This window comes from Mesorhizobium sp. Pch-S (genome assembly GCF_004136315.1).
In the GTDB taxonomy this organism is placed as follows: Bacteria; Pseudomonadota; Alphaproteobacteria; order Rhizobiales; family Rhizobiaceae; genus Mesorhizobium.
Map to the genome: position 1 here is coordinate 675423 of NZ_CP029562.1, position 20642 is coordinate 696064.

Genomic DNA, 20642 nt, shown 5'->3' on the forward strand with positions numbered 1-20642 from the left:
GGACAATCTGCATGAGCCGCACCACTTTCGACCTCGACGCCTTGCGCAGTTTCGTTACGGGCATGGAACTCGGCAGCTTCGCCAAAGCCTCGGAACGTCTCGGCCGGTCGACCTCGGCGGTGAGCGCTCAATTGAAGAAGCTCGAGGATCAGGCGGGCACCGCGATCTTCCGCAAGGCCGGGCGCGGGCTGATGCTGACGGAAGCGGGTGAGGTCATGCTCGGCTACGCGCGGCGGCTGATCGATCTCAACGACGAGGCGGCATCCGCCGTGCGCGACGTCGAGCTGGAAGGCTGGGTGCGGCTCGGCCTGCAGGAGGACTTTGGCGAGATGGTGCTGCCACAGGTGCTTGGCCGCTTCGCCCGCGCGCATCCCAAGGTGAAGATCGAGGCCAGGATCACCCGCAGCCAGGAACTGGCCGAGCGCGTCATGGCCGGCAACCTCGATCTGGCATTGGCATGGGACAATGGCGCGGCCCCACCCAACAGCGATCCGGTCGCCGATGTGCAGTTGCGCTGGATCGGACCAGCCAATGTCGACATCGCGGATTGGCATGTCTCGCCGCTGCCACTGGTGTCGCTGGAAGCGCCGTGCCTGCTGCGCACGATCGCTACCGAAAGGCTCGACCGCGCCGACCGGCCATGGCGGCTGGCTTTTTCCAGCCCGAGCCTTGCCGGCATCTGGGCGGCGGTGGCTGCCGGCCTCGGCCTAACCATCCGCACCGATATCGGCCTGCCGCCGACAGTGAAGGCATTGTCTTCCGACACCACGGGATTGCCCGTACTGCCGAAAATCGGATTGCGTTTGCACAGGAAAGACGCGGAGGCCGACCCGGTCACGCAACGGCTGGCCTACATCCTGCTCCAGGCCGCGCGTGCGGCGTTGCCTGGCAATCAGGGACAGGCGCGCCTTCGCAGCGTCGCCTGATCGGAAGCGTCAGCTCTTCTTCCTGGCGCGTCCGGCGAAAGGATTGTCCGACGTGCGCAACGCCATGCGGATCGGCACGCCCGGCATATCGAAGGATTCGCGCAGGCTGTTCACAAGGTAACGCACGTAGGATTGCGGCAGGGCATCCGGGCGCGAGCAGGAAACGACAAAGCCTGGCGGGCGCGTCTTGGCCTGCGTCACATATTTGATCTTGAGCCGGCGGCCGGCGACGGCGGGCGGCGGGTGATGCGCCAGAATGCCTTCGAGCCAGCGGTTCAGCTTACCGGTGGAAACACGGCTGTTCCAGACCCTATGGGTGCGCACGACCGCATCCATCAGCTTGTCGAGGCCGCGCCCGGTTTCAGCCGAAACGGTGACTGCCTGGATGCCCCGCGCCTGCGGCAGCAGACGCTCGGTCTTTTCGCGTAACTCCGCCAGCACTTCCTGCGGATGGTCGATCAGGTCCCACTTGTTGAAAGCAATGACCGGCGCCCTACCCTCCCGGATGATCAGGTCGGCAATCTGCAGGTCCTGCTTTTCGAACGGGATCGTCGCATCGAGCACAATGATGACGACTTCCGCAAACCGCATGGCACGCAGGCCATCGTGGACCGAAAGCTTCTCCAGCTTTTCCTGCACCTTGGCCTTGCGGCGCATGCCGGCCGTATCGAACAGCTTGATCTGGCGACCGCGCCAGTCCCAGTCGACCGAGATGGAATCGCGGGTGATGCCGGCTTCCGGGCCGGTCAGCAGGCGCTCTTCGCCGATCAGCGCATTGATCAGGGTCGACTTGCCGGCATTGGGGCGGCCGACCACGGCGATGCGCAGCGGCTTTTCCTCGTCATAGGCCGGTATTTCCTCGGCGTCGGGATCCGCAATGTCTTCGCCGATCAACACTTCGGAGATGGCGATCTCTTCGCTGGCCTCGTCGTCTTCACCGAAGACACGTTCCGCACCGAGTGCTTCGATCACCGCATCACGCAGATCCGGCATGCCCTGGCCGTGTTCCGCCGAAATCGGCACCGGCTCGCCAAGCCCAAGCTCCCAGGCCTCCAGCATGCCACCCTGGGCGCCCCGGGCTTCGGACTTGTTGGCGACCAGCACAACCGGCTTGCCGGAACGGCGGACAACTTCGGCGAAGGTGCGGTCGTCCGGCATCAGGCCAGCCTTGGCATCCATCAGGAAGAAGATGAGGTCGGCTTCGCGGATGGCGATCTCGGTCTGCTGGCGCATGCGGCCAGGCAGCGTCGAAGCCGGCGCGTCCTCGAAACCGGCGGTGTCCACTACGTCGAAGGTGATGTCGTAGAGTTTGGCAGGATGAACGCGACGGTCGCGGGTGACGCCAGGCGTGTCGTCGACGAGGGCCAGCTTGCGACCGGCGAGGCGGTTGAAAAGCGTGGACTTGCCGACGTTAGGCCGGCCGATGATGGCGACTTTGAAGCTCATTGCCCATCACGATGCGTTGCCGGAGCCGCGGATCAGATCGGCCATCATCGTGGCACGCTGGCGGGCATTGCCCGGCGCGCCTTCGTCGGCGGCGATCTGTTCGAAAAGCTTGAGCGCGTCCTTGGCCTTGCCTTCCTTCCAGGCAGACAAGCCAAGTGCCTCGCGCGCGGTATGGCGCAGCGGACTGGTGTCGGCGGTCAGCGCCTCGACACGGCTAGAGACGTCGGCAAAGCTACCGTGGTCGACCAGAAGCAGGCCGGCGCGCAGACGTGCGATGTCGCGGATCGAAGCCGGGATCGCGCCGTCGGCAGCAACGTCATCGAAATCCTTCACGGCACCGGCGAAGTCACCCTTGTCAGCCTTGACGGTGGCGGCGCGCATGCGGGCCAGCAACGGATAGGCCCCGTAGCCATCCTTTTCCAGAGCCGACAGCGCGGTCAGCGCCTCGTCCTGCTTGCCGGTATTGGCCAGCGTCAGCGCCTGCGAGAAAGCGTCGCCGGAACGGTTGGCGCGGCTGGTGTCCCAATAACGGTAGCCGACGAAAGCCGCAGTGCCGAGCACGATCAGCACGGCAGCGCCGAGCAGGATCGGACCATAGCGATCCCACAGCGCCTTGGCGCGGTCACTGCGGATCTCTTCATTGACTTCGCGGATAAAACTGTCGTCGGACATCAATCAAACCGTTGCCGCCCGGCCAAAATGCCGAGCCAAAAGATGAGCCCCGCCTTGTAGCGGAATTTTGTCGGCATGGAAGGGGGGAGCCGGAAAATCGGCATTGTTGCCCTTTTCCTCAACATCTTCGCGCATTTTGCAGTCATGTGGAATCACTTGGCGTTACAAAAATGCGGCGAGAACAAAATCTAGAGCGTTTCCGCGTTTCCGTGAAAAACGCAAACACTCCAGGGACCGCATCGGCGCCACATTTCACGATTAGGCGATTGAAGCATCACCATTGCCCGGGCAGCGGCAATCGCTTATCCAACTGGACGAATTGCAGTTTTTGTACCGATGATGCCCAGTTTGTTCCGCGTGCTTGCGTGTTCCAGCCTGATCGCAGCCACCACCACGGTGGCGTTTGCCGATCCGCCGCGATCGCGCGCGCCTGCCACGCCCAAGCAGGTCGTCATCATCTCCTTCGACAACGCGCGCGATATCGCGCAATGGAAACGCAGCCGCGCGCTGGCGCAGCGCACCGGCGCGCATTTCAGCTACTTCCTGTCCTGCGTCTTCCTGCTGTCGAAAGAAACCCGCAAGGACTACGTCACGCCGCCCAAGGGAACCGGCAAGTCGAACATCGGTTTTGCCGCGTCCAGGGAAGAAGTGGCGGAACGGCTGGAGCAGATCAACCTGGCAGTCGCGGAAGGGCACGATCTCGGCAGCCATGCCTGCGGCCATTTCGACGGCAAGGACTGGAGCAAAAGCGACTGGCTGGCCGAACTCGGCGCCGCGCGACGCATCCTGAAGAACGCCTACACGATCAACGGCATCAGCGGCGAACCCGCCGGCTGGCGCGAGCTCGCCGGATCGGTGACCGGTTTCCGGGCGCCTTATCTTTCGACCGGCAAAGGTCTCTATCAGGCACTGCCTGAAGCAGGCTTCAGCTATGACGCCAGCGGCGTTTCGCAGGGACCTGCCGTGCCGGCGAAATCCGGTGGCATGACGCGGTTTTCGCTACCGCTGATCCCGGAAGGGCCCAAGCGACGCCCTGTCATCGCGATGGATTACAATCTGTTCGTGCGCCACTCCGGTGGTTTCGAACGGCCGAGCCAGGCCAAGGAATTCGAGGAACGCACCTACGAGGCCTTCCGCGCCGCCTTCGACAGGCAATATGGCGGCCAGCGCATCCCGCTGGAACTCGGCTTCCATTTCACGCTGATGAACGACGGCACCTACTGGAACGCGCTGGAGCGTTTCGCGGGAGAAGTCTGCGTGAAAGCAGATGTCGAATGCATCAGCTATCGCGACTATCTGGCCAGGGGCAAACCGGTGAAGCCGGCGACAGCAGGCGGCTGAGCCGCCCGTGTCGGTTGGTCAAGACTGGTCACGAAGCCGGCTGATCTTCGGGCCGCATGCCGCTGTTCTGGCGATCCAGATAATGCTGGTCGATCGTCGGCAAAGGCTCGCCCGCCAGCGTCGCTTCGAAGGCACGCAGGCGTTTGTGGATCGACTGCAGCTCGACGATGGTCGACCACGAATTGAGCAGGAACTGCAGGGAGTTGGCGACCCGGTCGAACGCGTTCGAAATCTGGCTGAACACACCGAAGGTGATCTTGTGCGCCACCAGTGACGGCCCCAGGATCAACAGGGCATAGATGCCGTCGGCCTGCAGATAGGTGTAGCGAACGACGTTGAAGTAAACGTAGTGGGCATAGAGCGTGAAGTAGTTGCGGCGGACGTTGTTGAACAACTCCCTCGTGGTGACGGGCTGCGCCCTGTCGGCATGGTCTTCGCCGTATACGAGCTCCTTGCGGTAGGCGGCCTCGACGCGCTGATTGCGGAACTGCAAGCCAGGCAGCTTGACGCCGGCCACCATCACCGCGACCGTACCGAACACACACCAGACCAGCGCCGCGATGACGAGCGGCTGCGGAATGGCTCCGACGATCGGCAGTTCAGTGATGTGCTGCTGCAGTTGAATGAGGACAGGCAGGAAGGCGATCAGGGTCATGATCGACTTGACGAACGTTGCACCCAGATCCTCCATGATCTGGGAAAAGCGCATGGTGTCTTCCTGGATACGCTGGGACGCACCTTCGATGTGGCGCAGCTTTTCCCAGTTGGCCATGAAATAGTCGTTCATCGCCGTGCGCCAGCGGAAGATCCAGTGCTGGACAACGAATGCGTTGATCACCTGCACGTTCATACCGAGCAGTGCCAGCCATGCGAAGCTGGCGACACCCCAGTAAAACTCGGCATTTGTCGACTGCCGGCTTCCGGACATCAGACCCTGCACATAGTCGTAGAACGGGCCGTACCAGTTGTTGACTGCGACACTGACCTGCACGGTGAAGTAAATGAAGAACAGCACGACGGCGGCGACCAGGATCGACCAATTCTGCCAAGGGTGCGGCGCAAACCAGGCCCAGAACGCGTAAAAGACCAGAACACTGACGGTGTAGTAGATGTAAAACCACAGGAATGGCTTTGACCAAAACACGTTGATGCCGATGATCGGTGGCGCGCCGGGATCAGCGGGTCCAAGGCCCAATACCGAGCCGAACTGATGTCCGCCGAAAAACCAAAGCAAAATCAGGAAAAGCGACCACGCCGCGGCCGAAAGGAAAAACAGCTTCGGCTTCGGAAAGAAAGATACGAACACGTTAGCCAGCCCCAGATGATGCGCAAGCGCGATTGCGATTCGCAGTCATCAAGTCATAGTTTTTACGGCAAAGGAATGGTGGCTCGGCCTGCCGGCGAATTACTTTTTCGTCACGTTGGCGAGCGGGCTTATTCTTGGGCTTTCTGTCTGACGTCACGGCCAGCCGACCAGACGATCGCTGCCGAGATGACCAGGACAATGGCAGCGGCAATCGACGGCACGAAAAAACTGCCGCCGGACCGCTCCGCAAGTACGCCGGCCACCAGCGGGCCGATCAGCTGACCGATGCCGAAACTCGCCGTCATCAATGCAAAGGCACGACGCGGCGCCTGCGGCGACAGCACCCTGCCCGCCTGCAGGCCGAGTGCGGTGATGGCGATGAACGTGCTGCCCAGGAAAAAACCGCCGAGCAGCGGCCCGATCGGCAGACTCATCGCCACGCTGGCCGTCACCCCCACCGCTTCAACAAGGGAAGCCAGGGCATAGGCGACATAAAGCCCGGTCCTGCCGGCAATCTTCTGCCACAGCCAGATCGAAGGCATGCCGGCAAGCCCGGTCACCATCCAGACCATGGCCTCGAAAGTGCGGCTGCCGCCGCCCTGACGCACGATGGCAACGAGGAAGGTGGCCGTGACGATGTAGCCGAAGCCGAACATGCCGTAGGCGATGGTGACTTTCACCAGCGGGGCACTCCAGCTCAAAGCCGGCTCCCGCCCCGAACCGGTGGTCAGCGCAGGACCACGATCGATCATCAGAACCGTAATGGCGAACCCCACCAGGGAGAGCGCCGCGGCGACCATCCAGCCTGCTACCCAGGTGGCGTGGCTGCTCACCAGCAGGGCCATCATCAGGGAAGAACCGGCAATGCCGAGGCCGACGCCGCTGAAATGCAGCGCCTGCAGCCCGTTGCGGCCGGCGACGGCAAGGTGGCTGAAGACGATCGCGGCCAGGAAGACGATGACGAAAGCGCTGGCAACCCCCGCCAGGAAGCGGATGAGAAGGAAAGCCACGGTAGAGTCCGTCAATCCCATCAGTCCGGCCAGCACGCCACTGGCCGCCAGCGCGCCCAGCATCACGACACGCTCACGGCCATGCGCCCAGCCGCCGGCGGCTGCGAAGGCGCCGAGCAGGTAGCCAAGATAGTTGGAGGAAGCGATCAAGCCGGCATCGCCGGCCGACAAATGGAGCTCTTCCATCATGCCGGGCAGGATCGGCGTGTAGACAAAACGGCCGATGCCCATGGCGACGGCCATGGCGACCATGCCGGCAAGGGCAAAACGCAGTGGAGAGGCCGGTGTCTCGTTCATTGCAGCGCACAATAAAACTGTGCGCCTGCGAGGCAATGCGTTTCGTTTGGGCCAGTTGCGCCCTCGCCTTCAGGCGCCGCAGCAGCGTGCCGTCTCAAAGTCAGTCCGGCATGCGGTAAGCCTGAACGGCATGTCGCCCAATTCACGCTCCGACATGGTGTCGAGTATCGGATGCGAAAGCGGATCACGCACCCAGCCGGCAATGTCTCCGTCGGTCGGCCGGGCTGGCAACAATTCCCTGAACGGATTCAGCAAGGAGAAAAGCGTCATGGCGGCAGCTCCTCTTTTAGCCTCGGGATTTTGCCACCGAACCAAAGGGATTCAATTGAGATTTGCGCCGCACGAGTTTAGAAAAACTTCATGGCTCCCTTGAACCGAATTCATCTCAATGGTCTGCGCGCCGTGGAGGCCGTAGCGCGGCTGGGCTCGCTGTCATCGGCGGCCGGTGAACTTGGCGTTTCACCGAGCGCGGTCAGCCAGCAGGTCAACCGCACCGAACGGCAGCTCGGGCTCGCGCTGTTCGAGCGCACGCCCTCCGGTCTTGTGCTGACCGATTTCGGCAACCAGTTCGCGACACGGCTCGGCAAGGGTTTTCGCGAACTGACGCAAGCCGTGGCTCTCGCGGACGACGCCTCGCGCTGCACTTTGGTGGTGTCGGTGGCCCCCGCCTTCGCTTCGAAATGGCTGATGCCGAGGCTCTCGCGGCACTTCACGCGCTATCCCAATGTGCTGCTGCGCATCGACGCCTCGGTCAGGCTGGTCGATCCCGGCAATTCTGAGGTCGATATCGGCATCAGGCTTGGCGATGGAAAATGGCCGGGCCTGCATGCGGAACTGCTTCTGGCACAGGAGATCTTCCCGGTCTGCGCGCCGTCGATCGCAGCGAAACTCAAGACGCCCGCCGACCTGGCGCATGCCTATGCGATCACCGACGAGCGTACGATGATCGCCTGGGAGAACTGGTTCCGGGCGGCCGGCACCGAGCCGGTGACCTTGCTCAAGGGCGCTTCCTTCACGGACCCTATGCTGTGCCTGGAATCGACCATTGCCGGCCACGGCGTCATGCTGGGTTGGCAGTTGTTGTGCGCGGACGCGCTGGTCGACGGCCGCCTGGTTGCTCCCTTCGGCGTACGAGCCCCGAGCGGGCTCGGTTACTGGATGGTGACCGCCCCGGACGAGCCGGAGAGCCGCAAGGTCCGCGATTTCAAGGCATGGCTGCGCGAAGAGATCGACGTGACCATGGCGACATTCGCCACGCCCAGCGAACCCGTCATCGCCTGAGGCCAACGCTCGGCTCCTTCGATTGCGTATCGCGCTTTCCGAAAATCGACTGACGATTTTCGGGCCGATGCGGTGTGGAAAGCAGCGCAGCAGCGGTCTATGTAGAAGGATATCTCCAACAGCCGAGGCCTGACCATGACATCCCACGCCCGCGATTTTTCCGCTGCCATCGATCCGGTGAAGCTCGAACGCCTGGCCGAAGTGGTGGTCAAGGTGGGCCTGCAGCTGCAGCCCGGCCAGGACCTGGTGCTGACGTCCTCGATCGCCGCGCTGCCGCTGACCCGCAAGATTGTCGAGCATGCCTACAGGGCCGGCGCCGGGCTGGTGACGCCGATCTTCAACGATGACGAGATCACGCTCGCCCGCTTCCGCTACGGCGCCGATGCCGGTTTCGACCGCGCCGCAGGCTGGCTTTATGAAGGCATGGCCAAGGCCTTCTCCAACAATGCCGCGCGACTGGCCGTGCGCGGCGATGACCCATCGCTGCTGTCCGCCCAGGATCCGTCCAAGGTCTCACGCGCCAACAAGGCGAACTCGATCGCCTATCAGCCGGCACTGGAAAAAATCACCGGCTTCGACATCAACTGGAACATCGTCGCCTATCCGGAGCTGGCCTGGGCGAAGCAGGTGTTTCCGGGCGAAACCGACGACGTCGCGGTGGCCAGGCTGGCGGACGCGATCTTCGCGGCCAGCCGCGTCGACAATGATGATCCGATCGGCGCCTGGAAGGCACACAACGCCGCACTGGCCGAACGTACGAAGTGGCTGAACGGGCACAATTTCCACGCCCTGCATTTCAGGGGGCCGGGCACCGACCTGACCGTCGGCCTCGCCGACGGGCACGAATGGATGGGCGGCGCCTCGACCGCGAAGAACGGCATCACCTGCAATCCGAACATTCCGACCGAGGAAGTCTTCACCACGCCGCACGCGCACCGCGTGACCGGCCATGTGTCCTCGACCAAGCCGCTGTCCTACCAGGGCACGCTGATCGACGAGATCTCGGTGCGTTTCGAAGAAGGCCGCATCGTGGAAGCGAAGGCCGCCAGGGGCGAGGACGTGCTGCAGAAGGTGCTGGATACCGATGAAGGTGCGCGCCGGCTGGGCGAAGTGGCGCTGGTGCCGCATTCCTCACCGATTTCGGCAAGCGGCATCCTGTTCTACAACACGCTGTTCGACGAAAACGCCTCGTGCCACATCGCGCTCGGCCAATGCTATTCGAAGTGCTTTGTCGGCGGCGACAAGCTTTCGCAGGACGAGATCGCAGCGCGTGGCGGCAACAAGAGCTTCATCCACATCGACTGGATGATCGGCTCCAACAAGGTCGACATCGACGGCGTCAACAAGGATGGCAGCACCGTGCCGGTGATGCGCCAGGGCGAATGGGCCTGACGCAGATTTTCTAACCACAGTCGGGCGGGGATCCCTGCCCGACTGGACGCCCGACGCACCATGGAGGTAAACCCATGGCTTTCAATATCGTCGTCAAGCGGATCTACGAGCCGGCTCAGGCTTCGGACGGCCTGCGTGTCCTGGTCGATCGCGTCTGGCCACGCGGCATGACCAAAGAAAAAGCCGCCTTGACCCTATGGCTGAAGGACATCGCGCCGAGCGATGCCCTGCGAAAATGGTTCGACCATCAACCCGAGCGCTGGGAGGAATTCCAGAGGCGCTATCATGACGAATTGGCCAGCAAGCAAGAGCCTTTGCGCGAACTAGCCAGCTTACTCGAACACGGCCGCGTCACCCTACTCTATGGCGCGCATGAAGAGCGCTACAACAATGCCGTAGCGCTGGCGGAGTATCTCAAGGAAACAGAATAGGCGGGTGCGTCCTTCGAGGCTCGCCCGCGAAAGACCGTGGTGTGCTTTCAGCCACTGTGTGGGCTCGCGCCTCAGGATGAGGGCCGTTGTGCAACGGCGCCTGGTGATTTCACTTGGCTACAGAATGCTCTAAGTTCTGAGGCATCTCAGAATTCTCGGCCCAGTGGCACAACGGCCCTCATCCTGAGGTGCGAGCCCGCAAGACGTTGTCATTACAGCGAAAACTCACGTGGGCGAGCCTCGAAGGACGCACTTCGGTCAGCCGAGCTCGCGCTCGTAAACATCCGGCTTGAAACCAACCAGCAGGCGGTCACCCAAATCAAGCACAGGGCGCTTGATCATTGTCGGGCTGGCCAGCATCAGCGCCTTTGCCTTCCCGGCGTCAATGTCCTGCTTCTTGTCGTCGGGCAATTCCCGAAACGTGGTGCTCGCCTTGTTGAGCAGCACTTCCCAGCCGAGCCTGTCGATCCAGCCCTGCAAGCGCTCTGCTTCCAGACCCTCGGCGCGATAGTCATGAAAAGCGTAGCCGACCTTGTGGCCTTCCAGCCAGACGCGCGCCTTCTTGATCGTGTCGCAGTTCGGGATGCCGTACATGGTGATGGTCAAGGCGAAGTCCTCAGATCGTGATTTGAGATCGAGTAGCCGATTCTCGACGTGGGCGCCGCATCGAAGCTGCTACTCTCTCCCCGCTAGCGGGGAGAGATGTCCGGCAGGACAGTGAGGGGCAGAGCCAGCGTCCGCCGCTTGGTGCCGCCCCTCATCCGCCCTTCGGGCACCTTCTCCCCGTGAACGGGGAGAAGGGAGAGACTATTCGCCGTAGGGCACCCAGATGTTCTTCACCTGGACGGCGCGGGACAGGAATTCCCTGCCCTCGCCCTGGCGCGCGTCGTACCAGTCGCGCTGGACCGTTTCAGCCCACACCTGCTTGAGGTTGCCTGTCGAGGCCTTTTCGATCTTCGCTGCCGCATCGCGGCCGCCGAAATACCAGATGCCGTCGACTTCCTCGTGCTTGGCCAGCTCGAGCGCCAGTGCATCGCGATCACCGGTGACGATGTTGACGACGCCGTCCGGCACGTCGGATGTCTCCAGAACCTGGTAGAAGTCCGTGGCGGCGAGCGCCTGGCGCGAGGATGGCAGCACCACGACCCGGTTGCCCATGGCGATCGCCGGCGCGAAGGTCGAGACGAAACCGAGCAAACCATGTTCCTCCGGGCAAGCGATACCCAGGACACCGAGCGGCTCGTTCATGGCCAGCGCAACACCACGCAGCGGCGGCTTGTGCACCGCGCCTTCGAACTTGTCGGCCCAGGCGCCATAGGAGAACAGCCGCGAGACGGAGGCGGCGACTTCCCTGGCGGTATCCTGCTTGCGTTTGCCGGTCATCGCGGCAAGGCGATCGGCGAACTCGCCCGCGCGCGCATCAAGGTTTTCGGCGATGTAGTAGAGGATCTGCGCGCGGCTGTGCTCGGCGGTCATCGCCCAGCCGGTCGCCTTGCGCGCGGCCTCCACGGCGTTGCGGATATCCTTGCGGTTGCCGTCGCCGACCTCGCCGACCAATGCACCCGACGGCGAAACGATCGCGCGCGAATAGCCGCCATCCGGCCTGGCCTGCTTGCCACCGACATAGAGTTTGGCGGTGCGGTCGATGAAGCCGGTCGAAACAACGTCGCCATTGGGCTCGACAGCCGGCACGGCGGCAATGGGCTTCGCCTTGGCCAGCCATTTCGGTTTGCAATAGGCGGCCAGGCCTTCACGGCCGCCTTCGCGGCCGTAGCCGGATTCCTTGTAACCGCCGAAGCCGACGCCGGCATCGAACATGTTGGTGCCGTTGACCCAGACAACGCCGCATTTCAGCTTGGGCGCGATGTCGAGCGCCAGCGACAGCGTCTCCGACCAGATCGATGCGGCAAGCCCATATTCGGTGTTGTTGGCGAGCTCGACCGCCTCAGCCGGGGTGCGGAATGTGGTGGCGACCAGCACCGGCCCGAAGATCTCGACACGCGAGACAGTGGCGGCAGGGTGCACGCCGGTGAGCAGCGTCGGCGGATAGAAACAACCTTTCGCCGGCACGCCCGATTTGGGCTGGTGAAGAACCGCGCCTTCCTTGACACCGACATCAACCAGTTCGCGGATGCGCGCCAGTTGCACCGGATGCACGATCGCGCCAATGTCGATCGCCTTGTCGAGCGGATCGCCGACGCGCAGCGTTTCCATGCGGGCAATCAGCTTGGCCGTGAAACGATCCTGCACGCTTTCCTGCACCAGCAGGCGCGAGCCGGCGCAGCAGACCTGGCCCTGGTTGAACCAGATGGCGTCGACGACGCCTTCCACCGCGGCATCGAGGTCAGCATCGTCGAAGACGATGAAGGGCGACTTGCCGCCGAGCTCCAGGGTCAGGTTCTTGCCGGAGCCCGCGTTGCCTCGCGGATGCGGCGACCAACCTCTGTCGAGCCGGTGAAGGCGATCTTGGCAATACCGGGATGATTGACGATGGCCTCGCCTGTCGCGCCGTCGCCAGTGACGATGTTGACCACACCTTCTGGCAGGCCGGCTTTCTGGCAGATCTCCGCGAACAGCAGCGCGGTAAGCGACGTGTATTCGGCCGGCTTCAGCACCACAGTGTTGCCGAGCGCGATCGCCGGCGCGATCTTCCAGGCCAGCATCAGCAGCGGGAAATTCCAGGGGATGATCTGGCCGCAGACGCCAAGAGGCTCCCTGTCGGCCAGCTCGCCGTCCATCAACTGCGCCCAGCCGGCGTGATGGTAGAAATGGCGGGCGACCAGCGGGATGTCGATGTCGCGCGTTTCGCGGATGGGCTTGCCGTTGTCGAGCGTTTCCACCACCGCAAACAGGCGGCTGTGACGCTGGATGAGCCGGGCGATGGCATAGAGGTAACGGGCCCGGACATGGCCGGGAAGTGCGGCCCAGCCCGGCTGTGCCTTGGCGGCGGCCTTGACCGCGGCGTCGACGTCGGCGGCATTCGCTTGTGCCAGGCGCGTCAGCACCTCGCCGCTTGATGGCGACGTGGTTTCGAAGCTTTCACCCGACTTTGCCTTCTTCCAGGCACCGCCGATGAACAGCCTGGTTTCGCTACCCAGCCCCTTGATCCAGGCGCGGGCTTCCTTGTCGCTCTCCGGCGCCGGGCCGTATTCCATCGTGTCCAGGATTTCTGCGATCGACATGGAGACCCCCGTTACGCCATAGCGTGGTGGCTGAAGGCCGCGTAACGACCGGTGACGTAGTGCTCGAGCTGGCGTTCGATGTCGGCGAGCAATGATGAAGCGCCGAAGCGGAACAGATTGGGCTGCAGCCAATCGTTGCCGAGCTCTTCCTTCATCAGCGCCAGATAGGCCATCGCGTCCTTGGCGGTCGAGATACCACCGGCCGGCTTGTAGCCGACGACGTGGCCGGTCATCTCGCGGTACTCGCGGATGGCACGGATCATCACCAGCGTGACCGGAAGCGTCGCGTTGATCGCTTCCTTGCCGGTAGACGTTTTGATGAAGTCGGATCCCGCCATCATAGATACCCAGGAGGCGCGGGCGACATTGCGCAGGGTCTGCAGGTCGCCGGTGGCCAGGATGGTCTTCATGTGCGCCGGCCCACAGGCTTCCTTGCAGGCCTTGACCTCGTCATAGAGAGCCTGCCAGTTGCCGGTCAGCACATGTTCGCGGGTGATGACGATGTCGATCTCCTCGGCGCCATCGGCGACGGAAGCCTCGATCTCCTTCAGCCGCGTGTCCAGCGGCGAAAGGCCGGCCGGAAAGCCGGTGGAGACGGCGGCGACCGGAATGCCCGAACCCTGGAGCGCATCGACCGCGGTGGCGACGAAGCGATGATAGACGCAGACGGCACCGGTGGTGATGGTGCGGTCGCCAAGCCCAAGCGCGTCCTGCAGGTCGGCGCGCAGCGGCTGGCGCGCCTTGGCGCAGAGACGGCGCACGCGACCGGCAGTGTCGTCACCATTCAGCGTGGTGAGATCGATGCATTGCAGCGCGCGCACCAGCCAGGCCGCCTGCCATTCCTTCTTGACCGTGCGGCGACCACCGAGCGAGGACGTGCGGCGTTCCGCTGCGCTCAGATTGACGCGGACGGCTTCGATCGGGTCGAGCGAAAACGGGATCGGCGGATTGTACGGGTGCAACTGGTTGGCGAAGACGGCGGCGCCGGCCGGCTGGCCACCCCTGTGCTTGTCGACGACATTCATCTCACACCTCCCATACGCCCGGACGGTGACAGCTAAAGGACGACCGCGCCGAAACATCCATATTGCGCGAATCGCGAAGCCCGCCAAGGCTCAATCGGCCTTGACGGGCTGTCGCTGCTTCAGAGTTGAATGCGGGCTTTCGAAGGCCGGCGCTTATTTCCGCTCTGGAAACAAGGCAGCCAGTCCATCGCGCGAAGCCTTGGCAACACCGCGTTCGGTGATCAGGCCAGTGACGAGACGCGCCGGCGTCACGTCGAAGGCGGGGTTGCCGGCTGGCGACGCTTCCGGCGATACGCGCACGCGGGCGATCTCGCCGGTTTCGGTCTTGCCCTGCACGAAGGAAACCTCATCGCCGGAACGTTCCTCGATCGGGATTTCCTTCAGTCCGTCCGACACCGTCCAGTCGATGGTCGGCGACGGCAGCGCGACATAGAAGGGAATGTCGTTGTCCCTGGCGGCGAGCGCCTTCAGATAGGTGCCGATCTTGTTGCAGACATCGCCATTGGCGGTGGTGCGATCGGTGCCGACGATGACCATGTCGACCTCGCCATGCTGCATCAGGTGACCGCCGGCGTTGTCGACGATCAAGGTGTGCGGCACGCCATGCCCGGCCATTTCCCAGGCGGTGAGCTGGGCGCCCTGGTTGCGGGGGCGTGTCTCGTCGACATAGACGTGGACCGGGATGCCGGCCTCGACCGCCAGATAAATCGGGGCGGTGGCGGTGCCGTAGTCGACCGTCGCCAGCCAGCCGGCGTTGCAATGGGTGAGGATGTTGACGCGTTCGCCCGGCTTCTTCCGGGCAGCGATCTCCTTGATGATGGCAAGGCCGTTGCCGCCGATCGAGCGGTTGAGCTCGACATCCTCGTCGGCGATCTCGGCGGCGCGCTTGTAGGCGGCGGCAACACGCTCGGAAACCGGCAGCGGCTTCAGGAGCTTGCGCATCTCATCCAGCGCCCAGCGCAGGTTGATCGCCGTCGGACGCGTCTCATTGAGCTGTTCCCAGGCGGTATCGAGGGCAGCATCCGACGCGTCGGCCTGCATCTGGATCGCCATGCCGTAGGCGGCGGTAACGCCGATCAACGGTGCGCCGCGCACCCACATGTCACGGATGGCGACAGCGACATCCTCAACCGTCGACAAGGTGACGACGCGAAACTCGTGCGGAAGCCAGCGCTGGTCGATGATGTCGACGGAACGGCCGTCCTCGTTCAGCCAGATGGTGCGAAAATGCTTGCCGCCTACGTTCACGCGTATGCTCCTTTTTCGATCAGCGCGGCAAACGCGTTGACCTCCTCGATGCTGTGGATGGCGCGGCGGTTGACCGCGATGTGACGGCCGAACCGCAGCGCCTTGGCCTCGCAGACCGCACGCACGGCTTCGTCCCCGATGGTCTCAAAATCGGCATTGTGGGCGAGGCCGAGGATGCGGCGGTGGCATTCGACACCGGCGAACCCCAGAAGATCCTGCCAGATGTCGTGCAACACGCGGTCGAGCGCCTGTTCGGCACCGAGCGGGTCACCGCGATCCTCGAACAGGCTGCGGGCATAAAGCATGCCGGTGCGTTCGCTGCGCCAGAGGCGCGAAAACTCGGTGCGGAAGACCGCCCAGATCGAGGTGACCGTCTCAAGAAGATAGGCGCGCATGGTTTCGCGCGAGCCATCCTGTTCATGGCCGCTTTGGGAAAAATAGGACATCCAGAAATTGGCCAGCAGCATGCCGACGTCGAACGCCATCGGCCCGTAGAAGGCGAATTCGGGATCGATGACCCTTGTGTCGGTGTCGGTCACCATGACGGAGCCGGTGTGCAGGTCGCCATGCAGCAGCGTTTCCGCATTGGCCGCAAACAGATGCTTGAGACGCTGTGCTTCCACCTTGAGGTCGCGGTCGGCACGCAGTTCGGCCACCAGCGGTTCGAGCGCCGGCGTGTAGTGGTTCAGCTTCGCTTCGAAATAGGGATCGGTGAAGACCAGGTTCTCGGTGATGTCGCACAATTCGACATTGTCGGCGAACAGCGCAAGGTCGGCCTTGCGGTCGCGCGCCGCCATATGCAGGTCGGAGCCGCGGAACAGCGTGCGTGCCACGAACAGGCCGAGATCCACGCCGATGCGTGGCAGTTCGCGGCCGGCGATCAGCTCCTTGCGCAGGATGATGTGCGGCGTGAGATATTCCATGACGATCAGCGCCTGCGCCTCGTCGAAATGCAACACCGCAGGCACCGTGCCGACGCCGGCGCGCGCCTCCTGCCTGACCAGTGCATGATATTCGAAGAAGGACCGTTTCAGCGGCAGCGGCCAGCTTTCACCCACCAGCCGGACATAGGGCAGTGCCTGCTTGACGACGGCCGAACCGGCCGGCCCTTCGACAATGAAGACGAGGTTCAAATTGCCGTCGCCAACCTCGCGTACACGCCAGGCAGAAACATCGTCGCCGAGCTGATCGGTGAGTGCGGCGAGGGCGCCGAGCCTGGCAGGCAAAGTTTCGACCGTCAGCGCCTCGAACGAAGCATTTTTTGCCATGTCGGCCTCCCGATCCGCGTCCCCGTTTCTGTTAGCGAACGGTCATGACAGGTAAAAGGCTAGGAACCATTCTGTCATTTGTCAATCGTGTTGACAAATGACGAGATTGTTCCTAGCGTCGGGGTCAAGGAGGAGAATATGGCCGCAGAAGCCGTGTTCCGCATCGCGGATCTGAAGAAATCCTTCGGCCCGACCCAAGTTCTTGGCGGCGTCAGCCTCGACCTGCATCCAGGCGAGGTGACGGTGCTGATGGGCGCCAATGGAGCGGGCAAGTCGACGCTGGTGAAAGTCATCAGCGGCGTCTATTCGCGTGATGGCGGCGCCATGACATTGGGCGCCGCCGACTTCGCGCCAAGGACCCCGGCGGAAGCCATCCGCGCCGGTGTCGTCACGGTGCACCAGAACATCAATGACGGCGTCGTCGCAGCTCTCGACGTCGGCACCAACCTGACGCTCGACCGGCTCAGCGGCAAAGGCCAGCCCCTCATCCTCAACCCGCGTCGCATCCAGCGCGAGGCCCGCGCCGTTGCCGAGCGCATGGGGCTCGACATCGACCTTGGCGCTTCGATCGGTGACCTTACATTGGCCGACCGCCAGATGGTGGCGATCGCACGCGCCATGGCGCACGAGCCGAAGGTGCTGATCCTCGACGAGCCGACCTCTTCGCTCTCCAGCGCCGAGGCCAACCGGCTGTTCGCACTCGTGGACCGACTGAAATCGCACGGCGTCGCCATCCTCTACATCTCGCACCGCATGTCGGACATCCGCCGGCTAGCGGATCGCATCGTCTCGCTGCGCGACGGCCAGATCGTCGGCACGTTCGACAGCAAGCCGCTCGATTATGAGGGTGCGGTCAATGCCATGCTCGGCCGCAAGGTTCACCAGAGCGCCTTTGCCGCCAAGCCGGGCGGCAGGACGATCTTCACCGCCGACAATCTGGTGATCGCCGACGGCGCCAGGCCGATCTCGCTTTCCCTCGGTGACGGTGAAATCGTGGCGATCACCGGTCTGGTCGGTGTCGGCAAGACGGCACTGGCCGAGACGTTGTTCGGGCTGCGCCAGCCGCTTGCCGGGTCGATGACCCTGAACGGCAACAGCTACACCCCTCGTACACCGGCGGAAGCGATTGCCGGCGGCGCCTTCCTTGTCGCCAAGGATCGCAGCGAAAGCGGCATCGTCAGCGCCTTCAACATCTACGAGAATATGAGCCTGCCGTTCCTGAAGCGGATCTCTGCTTTCGGCGTGCTGCGCCGCGGCGCCGAACGCGCCATCGCCCGCCGCCAGATCAGCGAACTGGGCATCGTCTGCCGCTCCGAGAAGGACGAGATGTCGACGCTGTCGGGCGGCAACCAGCAGAAGGTGATGGTGGCGCGCTGGATGGCGCAGCCCTCCTCCCTGTTCATGCTGGACGAGCCCTTCCAGGGCGTGGACATCGCCGCAAGACGCGACATCGCCGCCAAGCTGAGGGCGAATGCGTCCGGTCGCGCGACACTGGTCTTCGTCACCGAGATCGATGAGGCGGTCGAAACCGCCGACCGCATCCTGGTCATGTCCGAGCACACCATCGTCGGCGAACACAGGAACGAGCGCATCGACATGGACCGCCTGCTGGCGGAAGTCGCCGGCCAGACGGCGCGAGGCGCGGCCTGAACAATGAGAACGATAAAGGGGGCGCGAATGGCGCAGCTAGCCGGTGGTGGGTTTGTGAGCAGCGAGGTCTGCGCCTAAATGCGTGATATTGCCGTGCGTTATGGCTTCCTCGTGCTGTTCGCGGCACTGGTTGCCTATTTTGCCTCCACCGCCGACGGCTTCGTGTCGCCGCAGAGCGCGGTGTTCATCTTCCAGTCGGTGGCGATCACCGGCATCCTGGCACTCGGCGTGACCGCGACCCTGGTGGTCGGCGGCTTCGACCTGTCCATCGGCTCGGTAGCGACCAGTGCCATGATGGCGGCCGCCTATGTCATGGTGGTGCTGAACCAGAATGCGCTGGTAGCGGTGCTGGTCTGCCTGGCCATCGGCGTGCTGATCGGCCTGATCAACGGCTTCCTCATCGTCTACATGCGCGTGCCGGATCTGCTGGCGACGCTCGGCATGATGTTCCTGCTGCTCGGCCTGCAGCGCATCCCGACCGAAGGCCGCTCGATCGCCACCGGCATGACCATGCCCGACGGTTCGGTCGCCCCCGGCAAGTTCAGCGACGCCTTCCTCGCGCTCGGCCGCTACCGTTTCGATTTCTTCGCACCGAACCTGGTGCCGGTGTCCGTCGTGGTGCTGGTGGTGCTGGCGGTGGCGATCTGGTTCTTCCTGGAATACACGCGTTTCGGCCGCATGATGTACGCCGTCGGCTCCAATGAGCGCGCGGCCGAACTCGCCGGCGCGCCTGTCAAGGCATACAAGATCTGGGCCTATGTCATTTCCGGTATATTCGCCTCAATCGGCGGGATTTTGCTCGCTGCCCGGCTTGGACGCGGCGACATCGCCTCGGGTAACAATCTGCTGCTCGACGCGGTGGCGGCGGCGTTGATCGGTTTTGCCGTGCTGGGCGCCTCGAAGCCCAACGCCTTCGGCACGGCCGTCGGCGCCCTGTTCGTCGGCGTGCTCCTGCAGGGCCTGACCATGATGAACGCGCCCTACTACACCCAGGATTTCGTCAAGGGTGGCGTGCTCGTGGTCGCGCTCGTCTTCACATTTGCCCTGTCGACCAGGGCCAAAAGGTAATTGCGGCAATCAACGACTAAAAAACCAAGCGGAGGACTTAGATGAAATTCGATCGCAGAACATTCGCCAAGCTGGCCGTCGGCCTGCTCGGCGCGACGACGCTGGGCTTCTCGCCAGCGCTGGCGCAGGACAAGCCGGCGCCGTTCGACAAGCCGGGGCAGGTCAAGATCGCGCTGGTGCGCTATCTCTCCACCGGCGACTTCTTCCAGGCCTATCTGGCCGGTGTTGAATCGCAGGCCAAGGCGCTTGGCGTCGACCTGCGCGTGCTGGATTCCAAGCAGGATGCGGCCCTGCAGGCCGACATGGTCGACCAGGCGATCGCGCTCGGCGTCAACGGCATCATCATCCAGCATGGCTTGACGGAATCGATGAAAGAAGCCGCCCAGCGCGCGGTCGACGCCGGCATCAAGGTCGTGGCCTTCGACGTCAATGTCGAAAATCCGAAGATCCCGCAGATCGAGCAGTCGGACCGCGACCTCGCCCGCCTGGCGCTGGAGCAGGCGATCAAGGACAATGGCGAAAGCTGGAAGGCCGGTTACGTCTACGTCGCCGGCATCGCGCCGCTCGACCGCCGCAACGAGACCTGGGTGGAGTTCAAGAAGAAGTATGCGGGCATCAAGGAAGCCGCACAGTTCGGCACCCTCGACAATCCGATCGCCAACTCGGTCGCCAACCAGGCCCGTTCGGTGCTGTCGGCGAACCCCGACATCAAGGTGATGTTCGCGCCCTATGACGAGTTCGCCAAGGGTGTGAAGATCGCGGTGGATGAGGCCGGCCTGTCGAAGGACGTCAAGATCTATTCGGCCGACATCTCGACCTCCGACATCGCTGCCATGCGGGAGCCTGACAGCGCCTGGGCTGCAACCGCTGCTACCAACCCCGCCGTCGTCGGCCAGGTCTCGGTACGCGCTCTGGCACAGCTTCTCGCCGGTGAAGATCCGGGCAAGAGCGTGATCGTGCCGCCGACGCTGATCACCCAGAAGGAACTGGTCGAAAAGGACATCAAGAACATGGAAGAGCTGTCGGCCAAGCTGCCGCAGTTCGCCCATGCCGATGTCGCCATGCCGAAGTGGATGCCGAACCCGAACGCCAAGTAAGC

General features: G+C 63.4%; 17 protein-coding genes and 1 pseudogene. 8 read left to right on the forward strand and 10 right to left on the reverse strand.

From position 1 onward, the window contains the following. Window positions 1-11 precede the first annotated feature (11 nt). Window positions 12-926 carry a LysR substrate-binding domain-containing protein gene (locus C1M53_RS03175; RefSeq protein ID WP_129410917.1) on the forward strand — a complete coding sequence of 305 codons (915 nt, stop codon included), beginning with the start codon at window positions 12-14 and terminating at the stop codon, window positions 924-926. 9 nt (window positions 927-935) lie between these two features. Here the strand turns inward: C1M53_RS03175 and der are convergent, their stop codons facing one another. Both der and C1M53_RS03185 read right to left on the reverse strand, forming a co-directional pair. After that, window positions 936-2372: a ribosome biogenesis GTPase Der gene (gene der, locus C1M53_RS03180; protein WP_129410918.1), complete on the reverse strand. Its 1437-nt coding sequence runs from the start codon at window positions 2370-2372 to the stop codon at window positions 936-938. Window positions 2373-2378: 6 nt separating this feature from the next. Then, complete coding sequence (locus C1M53_RS03185; protein ID WP_129410919.1) at window positions 2379-3044, reverse strand: tetratricopeptide repeat protein; 666 nt, start codon at window positions 3042-3044, stop codon at window positions 2379-2381. 339 nt (window positions 3045-3383) lie between these two features. Between C1M53_RS03185 and C1M53_RS03190 the strand changes: the two genes are divergently transcribed. Next, entirely contained in the window at window positions 3384-4385 is a 1002-nt protein-coding gene (locus C1M53_RS03190; protein ID WP_129415997.1) for a polysaccharide deacetylase, read from the forward strand. Between the two features lie 28 nt (window positions 4386-4413). On the opposite strand, the gene sbmA is transcribed toward C1M53_RS03190, so the two are convergent. The 3 genes from sbmA to C1M53_RS03205 form a co-directional block, all read right to left on the reverse strand. Continuing rightward, complete coding sequence (gene sbmA, locus C1M53_RS03195; protein ID WP_129410920.1) at window positions 4414-5691, reverse strand: peptide antibiotic transporter SbmA; 1278 nt, start codon at window positions 5689-5691, stop codon at window positions 4414-4416. Between the two features lie 128 nt (window positions 5692-5819). Further along, window positions 5820-6998 carry a YbfB/YjiJ family MFS transporter gene (locus C1M53_RS03200; RefSeq protein WP_245488428.1) on the reverse strand — a complete coding sequence of 393 codons (1179 nt, stop codon included), beginning with the start codon at window positions 6996-6998 and terminating at the stop codon, window positions 5820-5822. 69 nt (window positions 6999-7067) lie between these two features. Continuing rightward, window positions 7068-7268, reverse strand: a complete 201-nt coding sequence (locus tag C1M53_RS03205) for a hypothetical protein (RefSeq protein WP_129410921.1) — start codon at window positions 7266-7268, stop codon at window positions 7068-7070. A gap of 90 nt (window positions 7269-7358) precedes the next feature. On the opposite strand from C1M53_RS03205, the gene C1M53_RS03210 reads away from it, so the two are divergent. From C1M53_RS03210 to C1M53_RS03220, 3 genes are all read left to right on the forward strand, one after another. Continuing rightward, entirely contained in the window at window positions 7359-8279 is a 921-nt protein-coding gene (locus C1M53_RS03210; protein ID WP_129410922.1) for a LysR substrate-binding domain-containing protein, read from the forward strand. Window positions 8280-8414: 135 nt separating this feature from the next. Then, the gene (locus C1M53_RS03215) at window positions 8415-9671 is read left to right on the forward strand and encodes an aminopeptidase (RefSeq protein WP_129410923.1); all 1257 of its coding nucleotides are present in this window, start codon (window positions 8415-8417) and stop codon (window positions 9669-9671) included. Window positions 9672-9745: 74 nt separating this feature from the next. Next, a complete protein-coding gene (locus tag C1M53_RS03220) occupies window positions 9746-10102 on the forward strand; it encodes a DUF488 domain-containing protein (protein ID WP_129410924.1) in 357 nt (118 codons plus the stop codon). Between the two features lie 258 nt (window positions 10103-10360). Here C1M53_RS03220 and C1M53_RS03225 read toward each other — a convergent pair whose 3' ends face one another. The 5 genes and pseudogenes from C1M53_RS03225 to mtnK all read right to left on the reverse strand — a co-directional run bounded on the left by C1M53_RS03225 (window position 10361) and on the right by mtnK (window position 16825). Beyond that, complete coding sequence (locus C1M53_RS03225; RefSeq protein ID WP_129410925.1) at window positions 10361-10708, reverse strand: ArsC family reductase; 348 nt, start codon at window positions 10706-10708, stop codon at window positions 10361-10363. 201 nt (window positions 10709-10909) lie between these two features. After that, window positions 10910-13284: pseudogene (locus C1M53_RS03230) on the reverse strand (aldehyde dehydrogenase family protein). An 11-nt stretch (window positions 13285-13295) separates the two neighbouring features. After that, complete coding sequence (gene deoC / locus C1M53_RS03235) at window positions 13296-14309, reverse strand: deoxyribose-phosphate aldolase (RefSeq protein ID WP_129410926.1); 1014 nt, start codon at window positions 14307-14309, stop codon at window positions 13296-13298. A 153-nt stretch (window positions 14310-14462) separates the two neighbouring features. Then, window positions 14463-15557 carry an S-methyl-5-thioribose-1-phosphate isomerase gene (mtnA, locus tag C1M53_RS03240; protein WP_129410927.1) on the reverse strand — a complete coding sequence of 365 codons (1095 nt, stop codon included), beginning with the start codon at window positions 15555-15557 and terminating at the stop codon, window positions 14463-14465. Then, window positions 15554-16825, reverse strand: coding sequence for an S-methyl-5-thioribose kinase (gene mtnK / locus C1M53_RS03245; RefSeq protein ID WP_129410928.1), 1272 nt, complete (start codon window positions 16823-16825; stop codon window positions 15554-15556). Before mtnK ends, mtnA begins: the two co-directional genes overlap by 4 nt. A 138-nt stretch (window positions 16826-16963) precedes the next feature. On the opposite strand from mtnK, the gene C1M53_RS03250 reads away from it, so the two are divergent. From C1M53_RS03250 to C1M53_RS03260, 3 genes are all read left to right on the forward strand, one after another. Then, on the forward strand, window positions 16964-18475 hold the full coding sequence (locus C1M53_RS03250) for a sugar ABC transporter ATP-binding protein (RefSeq protein WP_129410929.1): 1512 nt from the start codon (window positions 16964-16966) through the stop codon (window positions 18473-18475). A 78-nt stretch (window positions 18476-18553) separates the two neighbouring features. After that, entirely contained in the window at window positions 18554-19543 is a 990-nt protein-coding gene (locus tag C1M53_RS03255) for an ABC transporter permease (protein ID WP_129410930.1), read from the forward strand. A gap of 41 nt (window positions 19544-19584) precedes the next feature. Continuing rightward, window positions 19585-20640 (forward strand): substrate-binding domain-containing protein, encoded by a 1056-nt coding sequence (locus C1M53_RS03260; protein ID WP_129410931.1) that lies wholly within the window; start codon window positions 19585-19587, stop codon window positions 20638-20640. Window positions 20641-20642: the final 2 nt, after the last annotated feature.